General features: G+C 70.6%; 23 protein-coding genes. 6 read left to right on the top strand and 17 right to left on the bottom strand.

Going from position 1 to position 21,519, the window contains the following annotated elements; genetic code table 11:
* Positions 1-137: 137 nt before the first annotated feature.
* Complete coding sequence (locus ACFPLC_RS15070; RefSeq protein ID WP_378205696.1) at positions 138-932, top strand: DUF2470 domain-containing protein; 795 nt, start codon at positions 138-140, stop codon at positions 930-932.
* Here ACFPLC_RS15070 and ACFPLC_RS15065 read toward each other — a convergent pair.
* Positions 924-1,385, bottom strand: a complete 462-nt coding sequence (locus ACFPLC_RS15065) for a PPOX class F420-dependent oxidoreductase (protein ID WP_378205693.1) — start codon at positions 1,383-1,385, stop codon at positions 924-926. The two genes, ACFPLC_RS15070 and ACFPLC_RS15065, sit on opposite strands and share 9 nt — an antisense overlap.
* 22 nt (positions 1,386-1,407) lie before the next feature.
* Here ACFPLC_RS15065 and ACFPLC_RS15060 point away from each other — a divergent pair, with 22 nt between their 5' ends.
* The 3 genes from ACFPLC_RS15060 (at position 1,408) to ACFPLC_RS15050 (ending at position 4,144) form a co-directional block, all read left to right on the top strand.
* Positions 1,408-2,220, top strand: a complete 813-nt coding sequence (locus tag ACFPLC_RS15060; RefSeq protein ID WP_378205691.1) for a CPBP family intramembrane glutamic endopeptidase — start codon at positions 1,408-1,410, stop codon at positions 2,218-2,220.
* Between the two features lie 40 nt (positions 2,221-2,260).
* Complete coding sequence (locus tag ACFPLC_RS15055; RefSeq protein WP_378205716.1) at positions 2,261-3,445, top strand: arginine deiminase; 1,185 nt, start codon at positions 2,261-2,263, stop codon at positions 3,443-3,445.
* Positions 3,446-3,589: 144 nt separating this feature from the next.
* Entirely contained in the window at positions 3,590-4,144 is a 555-nt protein-coding gene (locus ACFPLC_RS15050; protein ID WP_191308844.1) for a ferritin, read from the top strand.
* Positions 4,145-4,229: 85 nt separating this feature from the next.
* On the opposite strand, the gene ACFPLC_RS15045 is transcribed toward ACFPLC_RS15050, so the two are convergent.
* The 4 genes from ACFPLC_RS15045 to ACFPLC_RS15030 form a co-directional block, all read right to left on the bottom strand.
* Complete coding sequence (locus ACFPLC_RS15045) at positions 4,230-5,063, bottom strand: hypothetical protein (RefSeq protein WP_378205688.1); 834 nt, start codon at positions 5,061-5,063, stop codon at positions 4,230-4,232.
* The gene (locus tag ACFPLC_RS15040; protein ID WP_378205685.1) at positions 5,060-5,569 is read right to left on the bottom strand and encodes a SigE family RNA polymerase sigma factor; all 510 of its coding nucleotides are present in this window, start codon (positions 5,567-5,569) and stop codon (positions 5,060-5,062) included. The genes ACFPLC_RS15045 and ACFPLC_RS15040 overlap by 4 nt, the downstream gene beginning before the upstream one ends.
* A 210-nt stretch (positions 5,570-5,779) precedes the next feature.
* Positions 5,780-6,133 carry a DUF952 domain-containing protein gene (locus ACFPLC_RS15035; protein WP_378205683.1) on the bottom strand — a complete coding sequence of 118 codons (354 nt, stop codon included), beginning with the start codon at positions 6,131-6,133 and terminating at the stop codon, positions 5,780-5,782.
* Between the two features lie 118 nt (positions 6,134-6,251).
* A complete protein-coding gene (locus ACFPLC_RS15030; RefSeq protein WP_378205680.1) occupies positions 6,252-7,133 on the bottom strand; it encodes a DUF5926 family protein in 882 nt (293 codons plus the stop codon).
* A gap of 53 nt (positions 7,134-7,186) precedes the next feature.
* On the opposite strand from ACFPLC_RS15030, the gene ACFPLC_RS15025 reads away from it, so the two are divergent.
* Complete coding sequence (locus ACFPLC_RS15025) at positions 7,187-8,353, top strand: cytochrome P450 (RefSeq protein ID WP_378205677.1); 1,167 nt, start codon at positions 7,187-7,189, stop codon at positions 8,351-8,353.
* 300 nt (positions 8,354-8,653) lie between these two features.
* Here the strand turns inward: ACFPLC_RS15025 and mca are convergent, their stop codons facing one another.
* Entirely contained in the window at positions 8,654-9,496 is an 843-nt protein-coding gene (gene mca / locus ACFPLC_RS15020) for a mycothiol conjugate amidase Mca (RefSeq protein WP_378205674.1), read from the bottom strand.
* Complete coding sequence (locus tag ACFPLC_RS15015) at positions 9,493-10,839, bottom strand: DHA2 family efflux MFS transporter permease subunit (protein WP_378205713.1); 1,347 nt, start codon at positions 10,837-10,839, stop codon at positions 9,493-9,495. The genes mca and ACFPLC_RS15015 overlap by 4 nt, the downstream gene beginning before the upstream one ends.
* 95 nt (positions 10,840-10,934) lie before the next feature.
* Between ACFPLC_RS15015 and ACFPLC_RS15010 the strand changes: the two genes are divergently transcribed.
* Positions 10,935-11,525, top strand: a complete 591-nt coding sequence (locus tag ACFPLC_RS15010) for a TetR/AcrR family transcriptional regulator (protein ID WP_378205672.1) — start codon at positions 10,935-10,937, stop codon at positions 11,523-11,525.
* Here ACFPLC_RS15010 and ACFPLC_RS15005 read toward each other — a convergent pair.
* From ACFPLC_RS15005 to ACFPLC_RS14960, 10 genes are all read right to left on the bottom strand, one after another.
* Positions 11,522-12,559, bottom strand: a complete 1,038-nt coding sequence (locus ACFPLC_RS15005; protein WP_378205669.1) for a DUF4328 domain-containing protein — start codon at positions 12,557-12,559, stop codon at positions 11,522-11,524. The genes ACFPLC_RS15010 and ACFPLC_RS15005 overlap by 4 nt on opposite strands.
* A 2-nt stretch (positions 12,560-12,561) precedes the next feature.
* The gene (locus tag ACFPLC_RS15000; protein ID WP_086847539.1) at positions 12,562-12,921 is read right to left on the bottom strand and encodes a rhodanese-like domain-containing protein; all 360 of its coding nucleotides are present in this window, start codon (positions 12,919-12,921) and stop codon (positions 12,562-12,564) included.
* 131 nt (positions 12,922-13,052) lie between these two features.
* Complete coding sequence (locus ACFPLC_RS14995) at positions 13,053-14,843, bottom strand: sodium/solute symporter (RefSeq protein ID WP_378205666.1); 1,791 nt, start codon at positions 14,841-14,843, stop codon at positions 13,053-13,055.
* Between the two features lie 31 nt (positions 14,844-14,874).
* The gene (locus ACFPLC_RS14990; protein WP_378205664.1) at positions 14,875-15,402 is read right to left on the bottom strand and encodes a hypothetical protein; all 528 of its coding nucleotides are present in this window, start codon (positions 15,400-15,402) and stop codon (positions 14,875-14,877) included.
* A gap of 14 nt (positions 15,403-15,416) precedes the next feature.
* Positions 15,417-16,250, bottom strand: a complete 834-nt coding sequence (locus ACFPLC_RS14985) for a LytR/AlgR family response regulator transcription factor (RefSeq protein WP_043792552.1) — start codon at positions 16,248-16,250, stop codon at positions 15,417-15,419.
* Between the two features lie 81 nt (positions 16,251-16,331).
* Complete coding sequence (locus ACFPLC_RS14980; protein WP_378205661.1) at positions 16,332-17,723, bottom strand: carbohydrate-binding protein; 1,392 nt, start codon at positions 17,721-17,723, stop codon at positions 16,332-16,334.
* A gap of 145 nt (positions 17,724-17,868) precedes the next feature.
* Complete coding sequence (locus ACFPLC_RS14975) at positions 17,869-18,714, bottom strand: S49 family peptidase (protein WP_378205658.1); 846 nt, start codon at positions 18,712-18,714, stop codon at positions 17,869-17,871.
* A 19-nt stretch (positions 18,715-18,733) separates the two neighbouring features.
* Complete coding sequence (locus ACFPLC_RS14970; RefSeq protein ID WP_191308811.1) at positions 18,734-20,059, bottom strand: histidine kinase; 1,326 nt, start codon at positions 20,057-20,059, stop codon at positions 18,734-18,736.
* Positions 20,060-20,158: 99 nt separating this feature from the next.
* The gene (locus ACFPLC_RS14965) at positions 20,159-21,019 is read right to left on the bottom strand and encodes an Fpg/Nei family DNA glycosylase (RefSeq protein ID WP_378205655.1); all 861 of its coding nucleotides are present in this window, start codon (positions 21,017-21,019) and stop codon (positions 20,159-20,161) included.
* Positions 21,020-21,031: 12 nt separating this feature from the next.
* Positions 21,032-21,472 (bottom strand): hypothetical protein, encoded by a 441-nt coding sequence (locus ACFPLC_RS14960; RefSeq protein WP_013222080.1) that lies wholly within the window; start codon positions 21,470-21,472, stop codon positions 21,032-21,034.
* Positions 21,473-21,519: the final 47 nt, after the last annotated feature.

Genomic DNA, 21,519 nt, shown 5'->3' with positions numbered 1-21,519 from the left:
GGGTCGGGTTGTTAACCGCTTTTCGGCAAAGTGGGCACCGGCGTTACCGGATGTGCCGATCAGCGGGTGGGACGGGCGCGCCACGACTACCCAGACCGCCGGATTCAGGTTAGGCTCACCTAAGTAGGAGGTGAGCCGTGACCGAGGCCCCGACATCCGTCCGCCGCCCGCCGGCGCCGAACCCCGCCGAGCGCGCGAAGACGATTGCGACCCGCAACGGCCCCGCGTCGTTGCTGCCGACCTGCGACCGCACCGACGCCGGCGGCGAGCGCGTCGTGCCGATCCTGCACCACGTGCACCACAGCGGCAGCGTCAGCGTGCTGCTGCCCGACGACCATCCGATGGTCCGCGCGGCGAAGCAGACCCAGCGCGGCGAGCTGGCCGTGATGGTCGAAATCGCCGACCAGGCCCCGGTCGACCTGCGGGAACCGATCCGCGGGCTGCTGTGGATCACCGGCTGGCTGCGGCCGCTGTCGCCGGTTTCGGCCCGCGCGCGGGCGGTGGCGATCGCCGAGACGCGGCCGGACGAACGGCTCCTCGACGTCGGCCACGGCGTCACGCTGCTGCGGCTGACCCCGGCGTCCCTCGTGCTCGCCGACGCCGAAGGCACGCATTCGCTGCGCCCGCACGTGTTCAGCGCGGCGCCGCCCGATCCGTTCCACGACTACGAGGCCCAGTGGCTGCGGCACCTGGAAAGCGACCACTCCGACGTCGTCGAGCAGCTGGCGAAGCACCTGCCGGCGGCGTTGCGCGGCGGCCGGATCCGCCCGCTCGGGCTCGACCGGTTCGGGCTGCGGCTGCGCGTCGAGTCCGACACCGGCGACCATGACGTGCGGCTGGCGTTCTCGAAGTCCGTCGACAGCCCGGCGCAGCTCGCGTCGGAGCTGCGCCGGCTGGTCGGCTGCCCGTTCCTGCGCGGGCGGTCAGGCTAGTTCGGCGGGGAAACCACCCTTCGCGATCGGACCCCAGCTCTCGATCGTCACGCGGATGATGCTCTTGCCCTGCTTGACCATGGCCTCGCGGTATTCGTCCCAGTCCGGGTGTTCGCCGGAAATGGCGCGGAAGTACTCGACGAGCGGCTCGACCGAGTCCGGGATGTCGAGCACCTCGGCGGTGCCGTTCAGCTGCACCCACTGGTCGTTCCACTCGTCGGACAGGATGCAGGCCGACACCTGCGGGTTGCGCTTGATGTTCACGACCTTCGCGCGCTTCGGGTAGGTCGAGACGACCAGCCTGCCCTCGGCGTCGACGCCGCACGTGACCGGCGAGAGCTGCGGGCCGCCGTCGGCCTTCGTGGTCAGCAGGATCGCGCGGTGGCGGGTCGACAGGAACTCGACCAGCGCGGCGCGGTCGACGGTTTCGTTGGTGGCGATGCTCCTCGGCATACCCCGAAGGTAGCGTGCGTCCATGACGTTCACCGCGCGATCGTGGCTGGCCCCGGCCCGCCCCGAGTTCCCCGGGACGATCGAGGACCCGGCCGAGCGCCGCGCGATCAAGCTCGAGCTGCTGATCGTCTTCGGGATCACGCTGGGCCTGTCCGGCGTGCGCAGCCTGCTGTCCCTTGTGGACTCGCTGCTGCAGCCGGTGCCGCTGGCCCAGCAGCGGACCCAGCTGAACGTGCCGCAGGCCGCGGCGAGCCTGATCGACCTGCTCAAGCAGCTGCTCTCGGCGGCGCAGCTGGTCGGCTGGGGCGCGCTCGGGCTCTACCTGCTGTGGCGCGCGGGCGTCAAGGTCGCGCAGATCGGCCTGGACCGGCGGGCACCGGGCCGGGACGCGCTGCTGACCGTCGTGCTCGCCGCCCTGATCGGCATCCCCGGCCTGGCGCTGTACTTCGTCTCCTACCACCTCGGCTTCAGCCTGGCCGTGCAACCGTCCACTTTGGGCGATACGTGGTGGCGGCCGATCTCGCTGACGCTCTCGGCGTTCGGCAACGCCTTCGCCGAGGAAGTACTGGTCATCGGGTACCTGCTGACCCGGCTGCGGCAGCTCGGCGTCCGGGAGAACACCGCGGTGTTCGGCGCGGCCGTGCTGCGCGGGTCGTACCACCTGTACCAGGGCTTCGGCGGGTTCGTCGGGAACTTCATCATGGGCCTGGTGTTCGGGCGGCTGTGGCAGAAGACGAACCGGCTGTGGCCGCTGGTCGCCGCGCACACGCTCTTCGACTTCGTGTCGTTCGTCGGATACTCGCTGCTCAAGGGGCACGTTTCCGGGCTCCCCTGACTAAGCTCGGGGGGTGATCGACGAAACGACACCTCCCCGGGTGGACAGCGAAGTCGGACCCCTGCGCGCGGTGCTGCTGCACCGGCCCGGCAACGAGCTCAAAAGGCTGACGCCCCGCAACAACGACCAGCTCCTGTTCGACTCCATCCCGTGGGTCGACCGGGCCCAGGACGAGCACGACGCGTTCGCCGAGGTGCTGCGCGGCCGCGGCGTCGACGTCCTGCTGCTGGCCGACGCCCTCCGGACGGCGCTGGAGGACGACCGGGCCCACGCGGCGGGCGTGCACGCGGCGGTCGACGACCGGCGGCTCGGCGGCGACCTGGCCGACTCGCTGCGGTCGCACCTGTCCGGTGTTTCCTCGGCCGGGCTGGCCGAGGTGCTGATGGCCGGCATGACGTTCGAGGAGCTGCCGTCGGCGGAGGGCGCGTCGCTGGTGCGGATGATGAACCACCCGCACGACTTCGCCGTCGATCCGCTGCCGAACCTGCTGTTCACCCGCGACTCGTCGGTGTGGATCGCCGACCGGGTGGCGATTTCGTCGCTGAACATGCCCGCGCGCCGCCGTGAAACCGCGGTGCTCGACCTCATTTACGCCTACCACCCGCAGTTCCGCCACGCTGCCCGCGCGTACGGCGCCCATTCGGCACCGATCGAAGGTGGCGACGTGATGCTGCTGGCGCCGGGCGTGCTCGCCATCGGCGTCGGCGAGCGGACAACGGCGGCCGGCGCGGAGTCGCTCGCCCGGTCGGTGTTCGCCGACGGCATCGCGCACACCGTGCTGGCGGTGCCGATCGAACAGTCCCGCGCGACCATGCACCTGGACACGGTGTGCACCATGGTCGACGCCGACGCCGTGGTGATGTACCCGCTCGCACGCGACATGCTGACGGCGTTCACGCTGCGCCCCACCGGCGACGGCGGGGTGAAGGTGGCCGGCCCGGCGCCGTTCCTGACGGCCGCGGCCGAGGCGATGGGGATCGACCGGCTGCGCGTCATCGACACCGGCCTCGACCCGGTGACGGCGGAACGCGAGCAGTGGGACGACGGCAACAACACGCTCGCACTGGCGCCCGGCGTGGTCGTCGGCTACGAGCGGAACGTCGAAACCAACGAACGGCTGGAAGCGGCCGGCATCGAGGTGCTGCCGATCGCGGGGTCCGAGCTCGGCTCCGGCCGGGGCGGGCCGCGGTGCATGTCCTGCCCGGTCCGCCGCGATCCGCTGTAATGGAAGCCTTCCCTAAATGGCGCACGCATTTAGGGAAGGCTTACTTAAATAAGGTGAGTCTTCTTTAGGAATGGTAACCCTAATAAGGGCGAGATCACCAGACCTCGGTGGCATTCCGCGAAAACTTGATCTATTCTGGTCTGCATGGCCCTCACCAAGAAGAAAGAACCGCGCTCGAAGTTCTACGAACTGCTGCAGGCGCAGATCCACAACGAGTTCAACGCGTCCCAGCAGTACATCGCGCTCGCGGTGTGGTTCGACGCCGAGGACCTGCCGCAGCTGGCGAAGCACTTCTACAAGCAGTCCGTCGAGGAGCGCAACCACGCGATGGCGCTCGTGCAGTACATGCTCGACCGCGACCACCACGTCGAGATCCCCGGCACCGGCGAGGTGCGCAACGACTTCTCCGGCGTCACCGAGCTGATCGAGCTCGCGCTCGCGCAGGAGAAGGAGGTCGCCGCCGACATCTCCGCGATGGCCAAGGCCGCCCGCGCCGAAGAGGACTACATCAGCGAGCAGTTCATCCAGTGGTTCCTCAAGGAGCAGGTCGAAGAGATCTCCCAGATGAACACGCTGCTGAACGTCGTCAAGCGTGCGAACGGCAACCTGTTCGAGGTCGAGAACCACCTGGCCCGCGAGTCCGTCGGCGACGACGGCACCGACTCGCAGATGCCGCCGGTGGCCGGCGGCAAGCTCTGACCCACCGCGAAGCGCGAAACCCGGGCTCTCCCCCTGTGGACAGCCCGGGTTTCCGCATTCGGCCGACGCTCAGCCGGCCCGTCTTTCAGCTGACACAGTCCTGGGTGGCGCTCGCCAGGCTCGTCTGCACGACTCCGGTCTCGCCGAGCCGGAAGCGGTATTCGGCGACGGCCCCGGCCGGGGCGACAACGCCACCGGCTTCTTCCTTGGCCGCGGGGTAGGCGGCGAGGATCTGGTCCTTCGTGGATCCGGCCCCGATGCCCTCGGCGGTGTGCGCGGCCACGTCCGGGGTGACGGCGACGAGCCCGGCCGCCTTCGAAATGACGACGCTCGCGGACGCCGGGACCCCGTTGCCCTGTGCCTTGTAGACGGTGCAGCCCGCCCCGGCCTGCGCGTTGCTGAGCGTGACGGCCTGTGCGGCCACGTCGGCCTCGGACATGCCGAGCTTGAGCTTGCCGAAGCCGTCGGCCGCGAGCAGCGGTCCGCTGGTCACGGCGGCGAGCGTGGACGGCGTCGAGACGGACGATGGCCGCGGCGACGGAGGCGGCGGGGACGTCGGCACTCCCGGCGGCGCCGAATCCCGGATGCTCTGCGTTCCGGTCGGCGCGGGTGCCGACGGCTCCGGTGACCGGCCCTGCGTGAGGTTCTCGGGTGGTTTGGTGTGGCCTCCGGTGCCGGGGACGGAGATCGCCGCGGTGCCGTCCTCGGTGTGGAGCCGGACCATGGTCAGCCCCCCGGCGACGGCGACCACGGCGGCCGCCACCCCGGCCACGGCCTGCACGGTGTGCCGGCGACGGCGCCGCCGTCGCGCACCGATGACGATGGCCGTGCCGGCGTCCGGCGGCGGCGGCAGGTCCAGCCGCTCGTCGGCGAACAGGGCGCGCAGGCGCTGCTCCAGTTCGTCCTCGGAGATGTTCAACCCGCACCACTCCCTTCGCCTTCGTCGGCCGACTTCAGCTTCATCCGCAATGACGCGATCGCCTTGCTGGCCTGGCTCTTGACGGTGCCCTGGGTGATTCCGAGGGCACCGGCGATCTCCGCTTCCGAGAGACCTTCGTAGTAACGCAGCACCATGACGGCACGTTGTCTCGGCGGCAGCGTTCGTAACGCACGCCACAGCGGCTCGTGCTCGAACGGGTCGGCCGGCACGTGCGGGCTGGTGTCCGGCAAGTCCGCGACGAGGTTCTCGCGGCGCGTCCGGCGCCAGCGGCTCACGTGCGCGTTCGCCATCGACCGGCGGACGTAGGCCAGCGGGTCGCCCGTCTTCTCGTGGACGTACGTCCAGCGCGAGCCGATCTTCTCCAGCACGGTCTGCACCAGGTCCGCCGCGTCGTGCGGGTTGCCCGTGAGCGCGTGGCCGTAGCGCAGCAAGCCCGGCAAGGTGGCCTGCACGAACTCGCCGAAGTCGACGAAGTCGCCAGGCAAAGTCGCGGCCCTCCCTCGGCCTGCGCTGGTCACCCAGGTTTCACCCCCGGTGAAGACGGGTGCCGCAGCGGTCACCGTATCGCCTCCCATCGGGGTCGGGTAGCCGGAAACCGGCTCGCTTTCCTCCCCAACACGCATCACAGCCCCCTCAGGTTGCCCGCGTTCCCGGCCGAGTTCGTGATCGCTCGGCCGGGTGATGATCTGCCCACGTCAGCGGCGGGCGAGCGAGTCGGGCAGCCGGAAACCGCCGCCTTCGGACTCGCGGAATTCGTGCACGCCGACGACGGCCGCGTGCGGGATCGGCCCGTAGACGTGCGGGAACCAGATCCCCTCCGGGTGCGGCGGCAGGCCGTCTTCCCAGCGGACCGGCGCTTCGACCTTCGCCGGGTCGATTTCGAGCAGCACCAGATCGGTGCGGCCCCGGAACCGGATGTTGGCCGGCAGGTTCACCGTGCCGAAGTCGGAGCAGTGGATGAACCCGACTTCCTCCAGGGAAGGATCGCGGTACTCGCCGCCTTCGCCCACTTCGGCCCACTCGGCCGCCCCGCAGATGTGGAGTATCACACAGGGAATCGTCCCACCGCCGCGATCCGGCGGCGGTGTCTCGTGCGCCACATAAGGCCTGGTTGAACGCTCATCGAGTGGGTGGCGGCCTCCCGCGCCGGCATCCGCCCGACGAGGATCAGCGCAGGGTCAGCTGCCGGCCGATGAGGCCGTCGCGCGCCCGCCGCTCGGTCGCGTTCAGCGGCTCGTCGTCGAGGGACTTCAACGCCGTCTCGAGACGGGCGCCGAGAGCCTCCTTGCCTTCGGCCCACTCGCGGGCGTGGGCTTCGGGGTCGAGGTCCCAGACCGGGACGAGCAGGCCGTGCGCCCGGAACGAGCCCGCGTAGCGCGAGCCCTCGCCGAGGCCGAGCTCGCCGGCCGCGGACAGCCGGGCGAGGGCCTGGAGCAGCAGGTTCTCCGGCTCCGGCCGGACCCAGCGCAGGTGCGCCTTCTCGCCGGCGAGGACCCAGTAAGCGCCCGAGCCGAGCCGTTCGGTGGGCATGATCGCGGCGTTCGCGCGCTCGAGGGAGACGGCGACGTCACCGGTCGCGTCCGCGTCCTCGGGCAGCCACCAGCCGAAGTCCGTGTGCAGCGTGACGTCGAGTTCCGCGTCCGGCGTCAGCAGGTCCTGGAGCCGCGCGTGCTCGTCGGCGGACGGTGGGGTGGTGGTGTCCGGCACGCCGAGGACGTCACCCTCCTTGGCGTCCAGCAGCCACTTCAGCGACCGGCCGAGGTCCCGGCTGATGTCGGACGAGCGGGTCTGCACCTGCAGGCCGAGGTAGCGCCGGCCGTCCGAGCGGACGAACGCGGCCGCCGCCATGGGCAGCACGGTCCCGAGGGTGACGTCACCGCCGTCGGCGAGGGTGAGCTGGGCCGTCGCGGACGGCACGAACTCGCGCAGCGCGATCAGCTCGGGCTCCGCCGCCAGCCCTTCGAACGGCTGGCCGACGAAGACGTCGCGCACCTTCGGCTTGCGGTCCGACGCCTGCTTGGGACCCTTCTTGCGCGCGCCCTTGCCCACTGCTGCCTCCTCTGGCTCGGCTTCAGACGCTATCGAAGGGTTAGTCTCGCGACGTGTTCGACCCCCGCGATCCCACGTTCCTCGACGACCCGTACCCGGCGTTCGCCGCCCTCCGCGAACGCGGCGAAGTCCACTTCCACGAAGGGCTCGGCCTCGCCGTCGCGGTGTCGCACGCAGCGTCCTCGGCGGTGTTGCGGCACCGCGGGCTGGGCCGGATCTGGCAGGACGCCCAGCCGCTCGAGCGGTTCGCGTCGTTCAACCTGCTGCACCGCAACTCGCTCCTGGAGAACGAGCCTCCCGCGCACACCCGGCTCAGGCGCCTGATCGCGGGCGCCTTCGGCCGCGGCCACGTGCAACGGCTGCGCCCGATGGTCGCGACGCTCGCCACCCGCATGGTCGACGACCTGGCGGCCGCCATCGCCGCCGACGGCAGTGCCGACCTCCTCGAGCACCTCGCCCAGCCGCTGCCGGTCGCGGTGATCGCCGAGCTGCTGGGCGTCCCGGCCACGGACGGGCCGCGGATGGTCCAGCTGTCCAACGCGATCGTGAAGATGTACGAGTACGACCTCCCTTCCGAGGGGCAAGACGCGGCCGAGCGGGCGTCCGCCGAGTTCGTCTCGTACGTCCGCTCGGTGGCGGCGGCCCGCGCCGAGGCACCGGGCGACGACATCATCAGCGACCTGCTGCGCAGCGAGCTGACCCCCGACGAGCTGGTGGCCACGGCCGTGCTGCTGCTGATGGCCGGCCACGAGGCGACGGTCAACGTGCTCGGCAACGGCATCACGGCCCTGCTCACGCACCGGGACCAGTGGGAGCGTCTGCTGGCCTCACCTTCTCTCTTGGATTCGTGCGTCGAGGAGCTCATCCGGTTCGACGCGCCCCTGCAGCTGTTCGAGCGGACGGCGACCGAGGACGTGTCGATCTGCGGATATGTCGTCCCGCGCGGCGAGAAGATCGGCGCGCTGCTGGGCGCCGCGGCCCGCGACCCGAAGGTGTTCGACGAGCCGGACCGCCTGGACATCGGCCGGACGCCGAACGCCCACCTGGGCTTCGGGCTGGGGATTCACTACTGCGTGGGTGCTCCTCTCGCTCGGGTGGAGATCGCCGCCGCGTTGAGTGCGCTGGCGGAGAAGCTGCCGGGGTTGCGGTTGGCCGGGACTCCGCCGCGTCGGCCGGAGTTCGTGATTCGTGGGTTGCGGGAGCTCCGGGTCACCGCGTGACGGGGTCCTGCCCGGGGTCGCACTGGCTCCTGGGCCGGTCTGGCGTGATTTCCGGCGGATCTCGCGTGTCCCGGGGCGGATCTCGCGTGATGGCGGACGGATCTCGCGTGATCCGGAGCGGAACTCGCGTGATTGAAGGCGGATCTCGCGTGATCCGGCGCGTAACTCGCGTGATTGGAGGCGGATCTCGCGTGATTGGAAAGGCAACTCGCGTGATCGGGTAGGCATCTCGCGTGATTGAAGGGGCATCTCGCGTGATTGGGGAGGCATCATGCGTGATTGGCGGGGCGACACGGGGGTTCATGGGGTTACTCCGGTGAAGAGGTCGTGCTCTGGGGTGGCGGTGGGCGTCGGGTGGGCCAGGTGGTAGTCCTCGTGGGGCCAGACTTGGCGTTCGATTTCGCGTGAGTGGGCGAAAAACGGGTGGGCCGGGTCCACCTGGGTGGCGTGGGCCAGGAGGGCTCGGTCGCGGGTGGCGAAGTAGGCCTCGCAGCGGATCTTCGTGGTGATCGGGAGCTTGTCGGGCGGGAGCTCGTCCAGGACTTCGGCCATGGCCGAGTCCAGGCCGGCGGCCAGGGTGGCCTCGTGCAGCGCTTGGAACCAGGCGCGGCTCAGAGTGGCTTGGTAGTACAGCTTTTGGGCGCGCCACGGCTCGCCGGTGCCGGGGTAGCGGGTGGGGTCGGCGGCCGCGGTGAAGGCCTCGACCGTCACCTCGTGGGTGCGGATGTGGTCCGGGTGGGGGTAGCCGCCGGTCTCGTCGTACGTGATCACCACGTGCGGCCCGAACTCGCGGATCAGGGACACCAGCGGCGCCGCCGCCTCGGGAAGCGGTAGGGCCGCGAAGCAGCCCTCGGGCAACGGCTCGCCGGGGCCGGGCAGGCCGGAGTCGACCAGGCCGAGGAAGCGCTGACGGACACCCAGGATCTCGGCAGCCGCGGCCATCTCGCGGCGGCGGATGGTCGGGAGATTCGCCCACGTCTCGGGCTTGTCCATGGCCGGGTTGAGGATGTCGCCGCGTTCGCCGCCGGTGCAGGTGGCGACCAGGACATCGACGCCTTCGGCGGCGTAGCGGGCCAGGGTGGCGGCGCCCTTGCTTGACTCGTCGTCGGGATGCGCGTGGACGCTCAAGAGGCGGAGGGTCATCGGGGGCTCCTCTGCGGGAAGAACAGGGCGGGGATCAAGGTCAGCGCCGACAGCGCCAGTGCCCACGTGAACGTGGTGCCGAACGCCGCCGCGGCCGGAGGGGCGGTGAGTTCGCGGTGGAGGATCGCGGCCAGCACAGCGGTGCCCAGCGAGCCACCGATGCGGTTGACCACGTTGAACGCACTTGCCGCGCGGGGGATGTGAGCGCGGTCCAGCGAGCCGTACAGCGTTGTCATGCCCGGGGCCGTTGCTGCGCCCAGGCCCACTCCGCGGAGCAGGAGGGACAACGTCAGCAGGACACCGCCGGGCGCCGAGCCGAGATGGGTGAACGCGATCGTGCCCAGCAGCGACAACGTGATGCCGGCCAGCATCATGCGGCGCGGGCCGAAGCGGGCCAACAGCCGGCCGCTCGCCAGCATGACCGCCGCCGAGCCGAGGGCCTGGGGCGCCAGCAGCATTCCGGCCTGCAACGCGCTCACGTGCTCGACTTGCTCGTAGTACAGCGGAAGCAGCAGCATCGAGCTGTACAGCGACGCTCCCAGCAGGAACGTGCTCACGCTCGCGACCGCGAACCCCTTGTTGCGAAACAACGCCAGATCGAGCACCGGTGACGCCGTGCGGGAAGCGTGGACGCCGTACGCCACCAACAGCCCCGCACCGGCCACCCCGGCGACGACCACGCCCTCGGCCAGGCCGTAGACGAACGCGCCCAGCCCCGGCGAGAGCAACGCGATGCCTCGGACGTCCAACGGCGCGTTCACCCCGCCCGGCGGAGGAGCCGGGAGGATCCGCCGCGCGAAGAGGAACGTCGCCACGCCCAGCGGGACGATGCCGAAGAACATCCAGCGCCAGCCGAAGTCCGCCACCAGCGCTCCGCCGAGCATCGGGCCCAGCACCGGCGCCACCGTGGCCGGCAGGGTGATCACGCCGATCATGCGGCCCAGCGCCGGGCCCGCCTCCTGCGCGAACACCGTCTGCCCGACCGGCTGCATCAGCCCGCCGCCCAGCCCGTGCAGCACCCGGAAGGCCACCAGCACAGGCGCGGACCAGGCGAAACCGCACAGCAGCGTGCCCGCGGTGAAGACCGCCACCGCCGTCAGCCAGACCGCGCGGCCGCCGAACCGGTCGGTCAGCCAGCCTGACAGCGGGATCGCCGCCGACGCCGCGAGCAGGTACGCGCTCGCCACCCACTGCACCGTGGTCAGCGGACTGTCCAGATCACGGGCGATCGAGCCGATGCCGACGGTCACGATCGTCGCGTCGAGGATCGACAGCACCGCGCCCATGATCAGCACCCCGCCGAGCCGCCACAGCGCCGCATCGGGCCGGACCGCGGTCGTCATGCTCACCCCCAGTTGATTAGGTCGAACCTCAGATTAGGTCCGACCCACTAAATAGGTCAAGCACAATCTTGGGTCCGACCCAGTAGAGTGACGCCATGAGTGAGGGACTCCGGGACCGGAAGAAAAACGAGACGCGGAAGACCATCTCGGGCGTCGCCACGCGGCTGTTCATCCGCAACGGCTTCGAGGACGTCACGATCGCGGACATCGCCGCCGAGGCGCGGGTCGCCAAGATGACCGTGACGAACCACTTCCCGCGCAAGGAAGACCTGGTCTTCGACATCCGCGAGGACTTCACGTCGTGGCCCGCCGCCCTGATCCGCGACAGCGTCTTCCACGACACGCGCGAGCTCTACTTCGAAGCGCTGGGCGCCGAGCACGCGCTGGTCGGCTTCTCCGGCCCCGGCTTCGTGCGGATGATCAAGGAGAGCCCGGTCCTGACGAACGCGCTGCACGAGATGCACCGCGAACGCGAGACGGCGCTCGTCGACCTCCTCATCCGGCGCCACCCCGAAGAAGACCTCACGCCCACACTCGCCGCCGCCCACCTCGCGACGGTCCTGCGCGTGCTCTTCGAGGAGGCCTTCGACCGAACCCTCGAAAACGAAAAAGCGACCGCCGACGAGCTCTGGCCCCTGGCGGAACAGGCCTTCGACCAGCTCGAACCGGTCTTCGGCCGCTACTAGCGCGCGGCGCCGGCCGGCCGCGAAGCCCGCAGCTGGGGCTCCGGCGCATCCCGCACCTTCAGCACGCGCATCTTGCGCACGGCGAGCGCCTCCGACGGCGCCAGCAACGCGGAGAACCGCCGCACCACCAGGGCCGTCATCACCGCCAGTGCGGCCGCGGAAAGGTCGGTCAGCGCGACCAGGACGACGCTGTCGGCCATCGACTGCACGTCGTCGCGGAAGCGCCAGACGATCGACACCCCGAGCAGGATCCAGTTGAGCAGCCAGGCGCCCCACCAGCCGAGCACCTGGCGCGACGGCTTCGGCCGGACGTCACGCGAGCGGCCCAGCACCGCGTGCTCGAGCTCGCCGACGACCGACAGCGCCATCGGCAGGTTCGCCACCGGCACGAGGACGCCGACCAGCACCTGCCACACCGGCCGCGGCGGGTCGTCGCCCGAGACGTCCGCCGCCGCCTGGCGCGCGACCAGCAGCCACCAGAGCGACAGCCCCGCGGGCAGCAGCGCGAGGATCGAGGCGAGCAGCCCCGCGGCGAGCACGAAGCCGTCGGAGAACGCCACCACCGAGCGGGACAGCGCGGCTTCACGGCCCTGGACGAGCAGCACGTACCGCCAGATTTCCGCACCCGCCGCGGCCACCGCGAGCACGGCGAACGCGAAGAGGACGATGACCACGCTGCGGCTGAGCACCGGCACCCGGTCGATCGGGCGGACCTCGTCGGACGCGGTGCCGGGCACCGACGTCGGGCGGCGCCAGACCAGGTTCGGGAACCCCCAGCGCGGCGGGACCGGGTACGACGGCGGGCCGAAGTAGGGCTCGGGCGGCACGACGCGGCGGCGCGGCCACGCACCGGGCGGCGGGGTCGCCACCCAGCGCAGCCGCGGGCGGTGCGCCGGACGGCGGTGGTAGGGGTACGGCTCCGGCTGGGCGGCCAGCGTCCGGCCCTGCAGCTGCTGGGCGGACGGCGGCGGTGCCTGGCGCGGCCAGTACCCGGGCGGGTACGGCTGCCCGGCGGGAGGCTGCCCCGGGTGCAAGGCTAGATCACTTCGGGTTCGATGCCGGGGTGCTCGCCGACCATCGGACGGCCTTCGCGCTGCCACGCCCCCATGCCGCCGGCGACGTTCACCGCGTCCCAGCCGCTCTGGTTCAGCCACGCGGCCGCCCGCGCGGACCGGCCGCCGCTGCGGCAGATCACGTGGATCGGCTGGTCGTCGGGCAGGTCGGCCAGCTCGCCGACGCGGGCGGGCAGCTCCCCCATCGGGATGTGCACCGCGCCGGGCGCGTGCCCGGCGGCCCATTCGTCGTCTTCGCGGACGTCGAGCAGCACGAGGCCGTCCTTGGGCAGGTCGCGGACCTCGGCGGTCGGCAGTTCAGCAGGGCTCACCACGATTCCCATGCTGCCATGCGGAGGCGTTGCCCGCGCGTGAGGTAGCCGATCACCCGTGCGGTTACGGGCATCTCGCGTGATTGGGAGGGCATCACGCGTGATTGGAGGGCCGACACGCGTGATTGGGAGGGCGACACGGCTTACTTGCGGTGGCGGCCGCGGGTGGTGACGCGGGTTTTCTCCTCGGCCTGGCCGAACCGCGCGACCGCCCTGTCACGCATGAAGCCGAGCGGGTCCGGGGCGTGCAGCCGCAGCATGATGTCGTGGACGTGCTCCGGGCGGCCGTAGCCGGTCACGCGGCTGACCAGGTACGTCGTCGCGAAGGCGGCCGGGACCGTGAGCAGCGCGGGCTGGTTGACGAACCAGGGTGCCCAGCCGCCGGTGTAGCCGCTCACGACGTTGACCACCAGCGCGGCCAGCACCAGGCCGCCGCCGACGAACATCCCGGCCAGCGCACCCGGCCAGGACAGCTTGCGCCACCAGATGCCCAGCACCAGCAGCGGGCTGAACGTCGACGCGGCGAGCGCGAACGTCAGCCCGATCGACAGCGAGATGTCCTCCGGCCGCAACGCGACGGCCAGCGCGATCGGGAACAGCGCGACCAGCGCGGCCGCGATCCGGAAGTCCCGCACCCGGCCGGGCAGCAGGTCGGTCGACACCACCCCGGCCACGCTCACCAGCAGCCCGGACGTGCTGGAGAGGAACGCGGAGAACGCACCGGCCGCGGTGACCGCGCCGAGGATCTGGCCGGCGACACCCGGCAGGATCGCCGACGGCAGCTGCAGGATCGCCGCGTCGGCCTTGCCGGTCACCAGCAGTTCGGGGACGTACATCCGCGACAGCGCACCCAGCAGCGTCGGGAAGAGGTAGAACAGGCCCAGCAGCAGCAGGACGTGCACGGTCGTGCGGCGCGCGGCCTTGCCGTCGGGGTTGGTGTAGAAGCGGACCAGCACGTGCGGCAGGCCCATGGTGCCGAGGAACGTCGCGAACATCAGCGAATACGTCTGGAGCAGGTCGGTGAGGCTGCCCGAGCCCGGGTGCAGCCAATCCGCGTTGTCGGCGACGGAATCGCTGACCACCGGCACCGGCGTGCCCGCGAGGAACTTCAGCTTGGTGCCTTCGGAAACCGTGTGCGGCGCCAGCGGGGTCCAGTGCGTCGGCCCGGCCGCCGGGCCGTTGTCGGTGCGGCCGTAGGCGTAGAAGTACGTGTCCGCGGTGACGTGCAGCGTGACGTCGGTCTGCACGTCCACCGTGGTGTCGGTGACGAACACCGGCGGGGCGGGTGCGCCGAGCGGCCGGAACCCGTCCGGGCCGCCGCCGGTGAAGAAGACCATGCACAGCACGAACGCGGGCACCGAGATCGCGAACAGCTTGACCCAGTACTGGAAGGCCTGGACCACGGTGATCGCGCGCATCCCGCCGGAGATGACGTTGACGGTGACCACGATCATCACCGCGATCGCCCCCGCCCACGCCGGCACCGGCAGGACCGTCGCCAGGGTCAGGCCGGCGCCCTGCAACTGCGGGGCCATGTACAGGATGCCGATGAACACGACGAACGCCGTGGAGAACCGGCGCAGGCCCTGCGAGCCGAGCCGCATTTCGACGAAGTCGGGCAGCGTGTACGCCCCGGAGCGGCGCAGCGGCGCCGCCACGAACAGCATCAGCGCCAGGTACCCCGCGGTGAACCCGATCGGGAACCACAGCGCGTCGGCCCCGTCCTTGAGCACGATCCCGGCGATGCCGAGGAACGACGCCGCGGACAGGTACTCGCCGGAGATCGCGGCGGCGTTGCGACGGGACCGGACCGTGCGCCGCGCGACCAGGAAATCGTGCGTGCTCGTCGCCGACCGCGAGGAGCGGAGACCGAGGTAGGGCGTCACCACGGCGACCAGCACGATGCCGGTCAAGGCCCACGGGTTCAACTGCACGGGGGGAATCCTCGCACGACTCGGTGCGAAACTAGTTTTCGATCATGTCCACGAACGCGCGTTCGTTGCGCTCGGCGAGCCGGTTGTACCAGATCCCGACACCGAACAGGAACGGGAACGGCAGCACGCCGAGAATCAGCCAGGCCACCGGGATGCCGAGCAGGCTGGCCTTGGAGAACCCGGGCAGCAGGTAGAACAGCGCAGGCAGCGAGCCGAAGACCGCGACGACGAGCAGGGCGAGCAGCAACGCCGTCCGCAGCTGCACCTTCACCAGGTGGTCGCGGACGAGCAGCTTCCCCCAGCTGGTCTGCTCCTCCAGTTCGACCCGGGCGCGCAGGGTGCCGGCGCCGCGGCGCGGGTCGGCGAGGATCACCCGCTCGCGCTTGGGTTTCGCGTGGTGTTCCGGCTTGGGCGGCCGCTCGTTCTCCGGCGCCGGCGGCAGGTGTTCGACGACGGCCCGGTCGGCCGGCTGCGGCAGCGGCCGCGACCGGCGCCTGCCGAGCGTGGGATCCGGTTCGCGGACGCCGTTCGAGCGGCGCTCGTAGAAGTCGTCGGTCATCGGCCGGTCCCGGGTCAGCCGTTCCGGCCCGAACCGACCAGCCGGTCCTTCAGCGCGCGGGTGTGCCGACGGCTCACCGGCAGCACCTTCTCCTCGTTGCCGATGACGACCTGGTAGCCGCCCTGGCCCATGCGCAGCTCGGTGATCAGCGGCAAGGCGACCAGGAACGACCGGTGGATGCGGACGAACCCGGCCTTTTCCCAGCGTTCCTCGAGCTGGGCCAGTGGGATGCGGACCAGGTGGCTGCCTTCGGTGGTGAACAGCCGCGCGTAGTCGCCCTGCGCCTCGACCCAGCGGACCGAGGAGCGCGGGATGAGCTTGGTGGTGCCGGCCAGCTCGACCGGGATGACCTCGTCGTCGTTCTTGACCGGCTCGCCGCCCAGCGCGCCGGGCGGGGGCGCGGCCGCAGCGGCCAGCTTGTCCAGCACGCGCGAGATCGCGCGGTCGAGCCGATCCTGCTGGTAGGGCTTCAGCACGTAGTCGAGGGCGCCGAGGTCGAAGGCGTTGACGGCTTCTTCGGCGTGCCCGGTCACGAACACGAGCGCCGGCGAGGGGCGCAGCGCCGCGAACACGCGCGACATCTCCATCCCCGACAGCCCGGGCATGTCGATGTCCGCGAAGACGGCGTCGACGATCGGCAGGCCGCGGTCCTTGCGCTCGCGCAGCCGCGGGTCGTCGGTGGACAGCAACCGCAGCGCCTCGGAGGCGTCGATCGCCGGGAACACCTTCGCCACGTGCGGGCTGTTGCGGAGGCAGTGGACGAGTTCGTCAAGACCGTTCGGCTCGTCGTCCACGGCCAGGACCACGAGTTTCCGGGTGTCATCGTGAGCACTCACAGTGAAACGCATCCTGCCCATTGCCGAGTGCAATGTCCAGCCCCCGTCTGCCTGAAGTGAGAGGCCCGCGGCCGGGGCCGCGGGCCCTTCCTCTCAATGCACGAAGGTGAACCAGTTCAGGTTCACGAAATCCGCGGGCTGGCCGCTGGTGAACGTCAGATAGACGTTGTGCACGCCGGTGACCGCGCTGATGTTCGCCGGGACGGTCCGCCAGCTCTGCCAGCCGCCGGTGTTGCCCACGGCGAAGCTGCCGATGGGCGCGTTGGACCGGCTGTCGAGCCGCACCTCGACGAGCCCGCTGACGCCGGAAGCCGCTCCGGACGCGACGCGGGCCTGGAAGTTCGTGGCCGCGGTGCTGCCGAAGTCGACGTTCGGGTAGAGCGCCCAGTCGCCGTTGCCCACCGCGCCGATGTTCTGGCCGCCGCCGGTGTCCGTGGTGGTCTCGGTGATCACGCCGGACTGCTGGCTGAACGACTCGGCCTGGATGGTGCGGTAGGCGCTGCCGCCGGTTCCGGGCGGGGTCGTCGTGGTCGGCGGGGTCGTGGTGCCGCCACCGCCGCCGCGGCGCGTGGTCACCGTGACGTAGTCGACGACCATCGGGTGGCCCGGCACGATCCCCGGCCCCGGCGTGGTCGTGCCCGAGTTGTTGTTCGGGAACGCGCCGCCGATGGCGACGTTCAGCAGCACGAAGTAGCCCTGGTGGGTCGTCATGTTCGCCCAGGTCGTCGCGTCGAGCTGATTCTGGCTCACCGAGTGGAACTGCTGACCGTCGACGAACCAGCGGAGGACCTGCGGGCTGGTGCTCGCGTCCCATTCGAAGCGGTAGGTGTGGAAGGCCGACTGGCAGGTGCTGCCCGGGCAGGCCCGGTTGTTCGGCAGGCCGGTGGTCTCGTTGCACGGGCCGCCGGGGTTGACGCCGCAGTGCAGGACGCCCCACACGGAGTTGATCCCGTTGACGTTCTCCATGATGTCGAACTCGCCGATGGCGGGCCAGTTCCACCAGTTGCCGCGGTACGGGCCGCCGAGGGCCCAGAACGCCGGCCAGTAGCCGAGCGCGGCGGCGCCGGTGACGTCCGGCATCTGGATCCGGCTCTCGATCCGCATGACGCCGCCGGCCGGCGGCTTGAAGTCGGTGCGCTGGGTCTCGATCCGCGCCGACGTCCAGTTGCCCGCGCCGTCGCGCAACGGCGTGATGCGGAGGTTGCCGCTGCCGTCCTGGGCGAGGTTGCCGGTGCTGGCCGTGTAGTTCTGGATCTCGCCGGTGCCCCAGTTGGCGGGGCCGCCGGGGTAGCTGTGGCCGGTGTCGATGATCCAGTTCGCGCTCGACGGGAGCGAGCCGGCGCCGCCGGTGAAGTCGTCGGCGAAGACGGTGCTCCAGCCCGACTCGGGCGGCGGGATCGACGCGGCGGCGGGGAGGGTCAGCGGGATAGCGATGAGCGCGGCGCCGAGCACGGCACCGAGGGCGAGTCTGCGCGTGTGGGGCATCGGGGACGACCTCCTTGTCGACCGGATTTGTTGCCGTTCACAACAAAGCCCGTCGACAAGGAGACCTGAGGTATCACCACGATTCCAGAGGCGTTACCAGGGAAGAGTGATTCAGGTCACAAAGTCTGCCCGGAAGGCCATTCGCTCAGAGGCCGAAGCGGGACCAGGCCGCCTTCTGCGTGACCGCGTCGAGCACCGCCGAGGCGGCCGCCGGTGCGCCGAGGCCGAGGCGGGCCAGCAGGGGCTTCTTCGGCTCGGCCACCGAGATCTCCGCGTCCGGGTAGCGCTCGGTGATGATCTGCCGGAGGCTGCCGAGGCCGTCGGCGAGCCCCAGTTCGACCGCCTTCGCGCCCAGCCAGACGTCGCCGGTGAACAGGTCCTCCGAGTCGGTCAGGCGGTCGCCACGGCGTTCCTTCACCCAGTTCACGAACAGCTCGTGGAGCTGGGTGTGCATCTTCTTCAGCCACTCGACGTCTTCGGGCTTCTCCGGCGAGAACGGGTCGAGCCGCGACTTGTTCGCGCCCGCCGTGTGCAGGCGGCGCTCGATGCCGAAGCGTTCGAGCAGGCCGGTGAACCCGAAACCGCCGCTGATCACGCCGATCGAGCCGACCATCGAGGTCCGGTGGGCGTAGATTTCGTCGGCCGCGCAGGCCAGCCAGTAGCCGCCCGAGGCGGCGACGTCCTCGCAGAACGCCAGCACCGGCACGTTCTTCTCGTCGGCCAGCTGCCGGATCCGCTCGGCGACCAGGCCCGACTGCGTCGGCGCGCCACCCGGGGAGTTGATCAGCAGCGCGACCGCCTTCAGCCGCTCGTGCCCGAACGCCCTGGTCAGCGCCGACTCCACGGCGGCCAGGTTGATCGCGCCCCTGGCCAGCGGCGACGGCGACGGCGTGATCACGCCGTGCAGCTTCACCACGGCCACGACGTCCTTGCGCTCGACCCGGTCGGCGAGCACCGGGATCCGCGAAGCCAGTTTGTCCGTAACGCTCATACCGCCAGGCTAGCCGGATTCAGCCCATGGGGAGGATGCCGGAGCGCGTGCCATTGACGCCGTTCACCTCGGAGCCGTTCAGCTGGCCGGGACCACCCTGGGCCGGGACGTCGGCCTCGCCGGCGTCGGTTTCGGAGCTGTAATCCGGCATGTTCGGCCGGACGCCCGGGACGAACTTGGGCACCCGCAACGTGACCTTCATGCCGGCACCGGGCGCGGTCTCGACCATCACCGCGTAGTCGCTGCCGAAGACCTGCTGCATGCGCTGGCTGATGTTGCCGAGCCCGACGTGCGCGCCGGTGCTGTGCGCGTTCTTGACGTCCCGCAGCCGCCGCGGGTCCATGCCGATGCCGTCGTCTTCGACGCTGATCAGCGCTTCGGTGCCGTAGTCCTGCGCGATCACCGTGACGCAGCCGCCGCTGGGCTTGCTGGCGAGGCCGTGCTTGACGGCGTTCTCCACCAGCGGCTGGATGATCAGGAACGGCACGACGACGCTGAGCACCTCGGGCGCGATCTTCATCCGCACCTCGAGCCGTCCGCCGAAGCGGGCGTTCTCGATGGTCAGGTAGCGGTCGATGTTGCGCAGCTCCTCGGCGAGCGAGGTGAACATGCCCGACGTCCGGAACGAATAGCGCGTGAAGTCGGCGAAGTCCTGAAGCAGCTCTCGCGCCTCTTCGGGGTCCGTGCGGATCAGGGCGGAGATCGTGTTGAGCGCGTTGTAGACGAAGTGCGGCGAAATCTGCGCGCGCAGCGCCTTGATCTCGGCCTGCTGGAGCTGCTGCTTCGACTCGTCGAGCCGGGACAGCTCGAACTGCGTGCAGACGAACTGGGCGACGGCGTCGGCCATCTGCACCAGCCGCCCGCGGGTGCGGCCGACGACGATCAGCGCCGCTTCGGTTTCGCCCTCCACCAGCAGCGGCACGATGACGGCGGTCTTCATCCGGCAGGTGCCGCGGTGGTTGCACGGCATCCGGTCGTGCGCGACGACCTCGCGGCGGTGCTTGCGGATGGCCGCGCCGATCGCGTCGACGAGGTCGACGTAGTGCTCGTTCGCCTCGCCGTCCCAGGACAGCAGCGTGCCTTCGCTGTCGGTGATGCCGACGGCGACGCAGTCGAGCATCTGCAGCAGCTGCGTGGTGATCTTGTCGGCGGCGTCCTCGTCCAGGCCGGCGCGCAGGTTCGGTGCCGCCTTCGACATCCGGTGCACCGCCTGCAGCATGGCGTCCTCCACCACGCTGGCCGGTTTGCGCAGTTTCACGACCAGCACGATCACCGCGACGAGCAGCACCACCACAAGACCCCACGGGAGGATCTGCGCAAGCGTGAACCCGGACACGGCGTCCATGCTCTGCGCTCGACCGACCGGGTGCAAGGCCTGTTCCCACTTTCTGTCCAACAGCGATGACCGAGAGTCGCTCAGACCCTACCGAGCGTCCGGAATCGGCTACTTCAGCAGGCGCGACATCCGGCGGTCGGCGAGCGGCTTGCCGCCGGTCTGGCAGGTCGGGCAGTACTGGAACGACTTGTCGGCGAACGATATTTCGCGGATCGTGTCGCCGCAGACGGGACACGGCAGTCCGGTCCGCGCGTGCACCCGCAGGCCCGACCGCTTCTCCCCCTTCAGCCGGGCCGCCTTCTGCCCGACCGACCGCTCGACGGCGTCGGACTCGATCTCGTGGATCGCCTCGGCGAGGATTTCCAGCGCGCCCTCGTCGAGCTTGCCGATCGTGGCGTACGGCGAGAGCTTCGCGCGGTGCATGATCTCGTCGGAGTAGGCGTTGCCGATCCCGGCGAGCAGCGACTGGTCGGTGAGCGCCCACTTCAGCCGGGTGTTCTTGCCGGCGAAGAGCTCACGCAGCTGGGCGGCGTCCACGGCCAGCGCGTCCGGCCCCAGCCGCGCCACGCTCGCGATCTCCTGCGGGTCCTTGACGATCCACACCGCCAGGCCCTTCTTCGTGCCCGCTTCGGTGAGGTCGAAGCCGGGCCCGGTGGCGGACTCGAGGTGCACCCGCAGCGAGATCGGGCCCTTCCCCGGCTTCAGCGGCGCCGCGGCGAGGCCGTCGGACCAGCGCAGCCAGCCCGCGCGGGCCAGGTGGACGACCAGGTGCAGGTCTCCGGCCACGACGTCGAGGTGCTTGCCGTGCCGGGTCGCGCCGGTGATCTCGCGGCCGTGCAGCTCGGTCCACGGCGGCATCGCCGTCTTCAGCACGCTCAGCGATGCGACATCGATGCGGAAGATCGTCCGGCCCACGGCGTTCTCGCGCAAGTGGTGAGCCAGTGCTTCGACCTCGGGTAGCTCGGGCATGGCTCCAGTGTCCTACTCGACCGGGTGAAGCGGCCCGTCGAAGTCCGGCAGCGAGTGCCGCTGGATGGTCTTGGAGATCTTCTTGACCTCGCCCTGCACGGTGAACATGCCGCGGATGGTGCCGACCCAGCGCTCGGACGGCCGGTCGCCGGTCACGTCGCCCTCGGTCTCCGCGACCACGGTCCACGGACGGCGCAGGATCCACCGCAGCGGGAAGAACAGCACCACCAGCAGCAGCGCCAGCAGCACCCACGCGGGGACGTTGACCTGGTCGGGCGTCCACACCACGAGGATCACGGCCAGCAGCGTGGTGACGACGATCATCGCGATCCCGGGCCCGTAGCTGCCCGCGACGTCGTGCTCGAAGTCGTCGGCCGTCGCCGGCGCACGCCATTCCATCTGGGCACGGACCACCCAGTCGCGGCCGTCTTCACCGCGTACCAGCCGGTTCATTCGGTTGCCTCCCGGGGCGCCCGCAGGGTGAGCAGCTCAAGAACGAA

The sequence above is a fragment of the Amycolatopsis plumensis genome (genome assembly GCF_042652605.1).
Lineage (GTDB): Bacteria > Actinomycetota > Actinomycetes > Mycobacteriales > Pseudonocardiaceae > Amycolatopsis > Amycolatopsis plumensis.
This window is presented reverse-complemented; position numbering and strand designations above follow the sequence as displayed.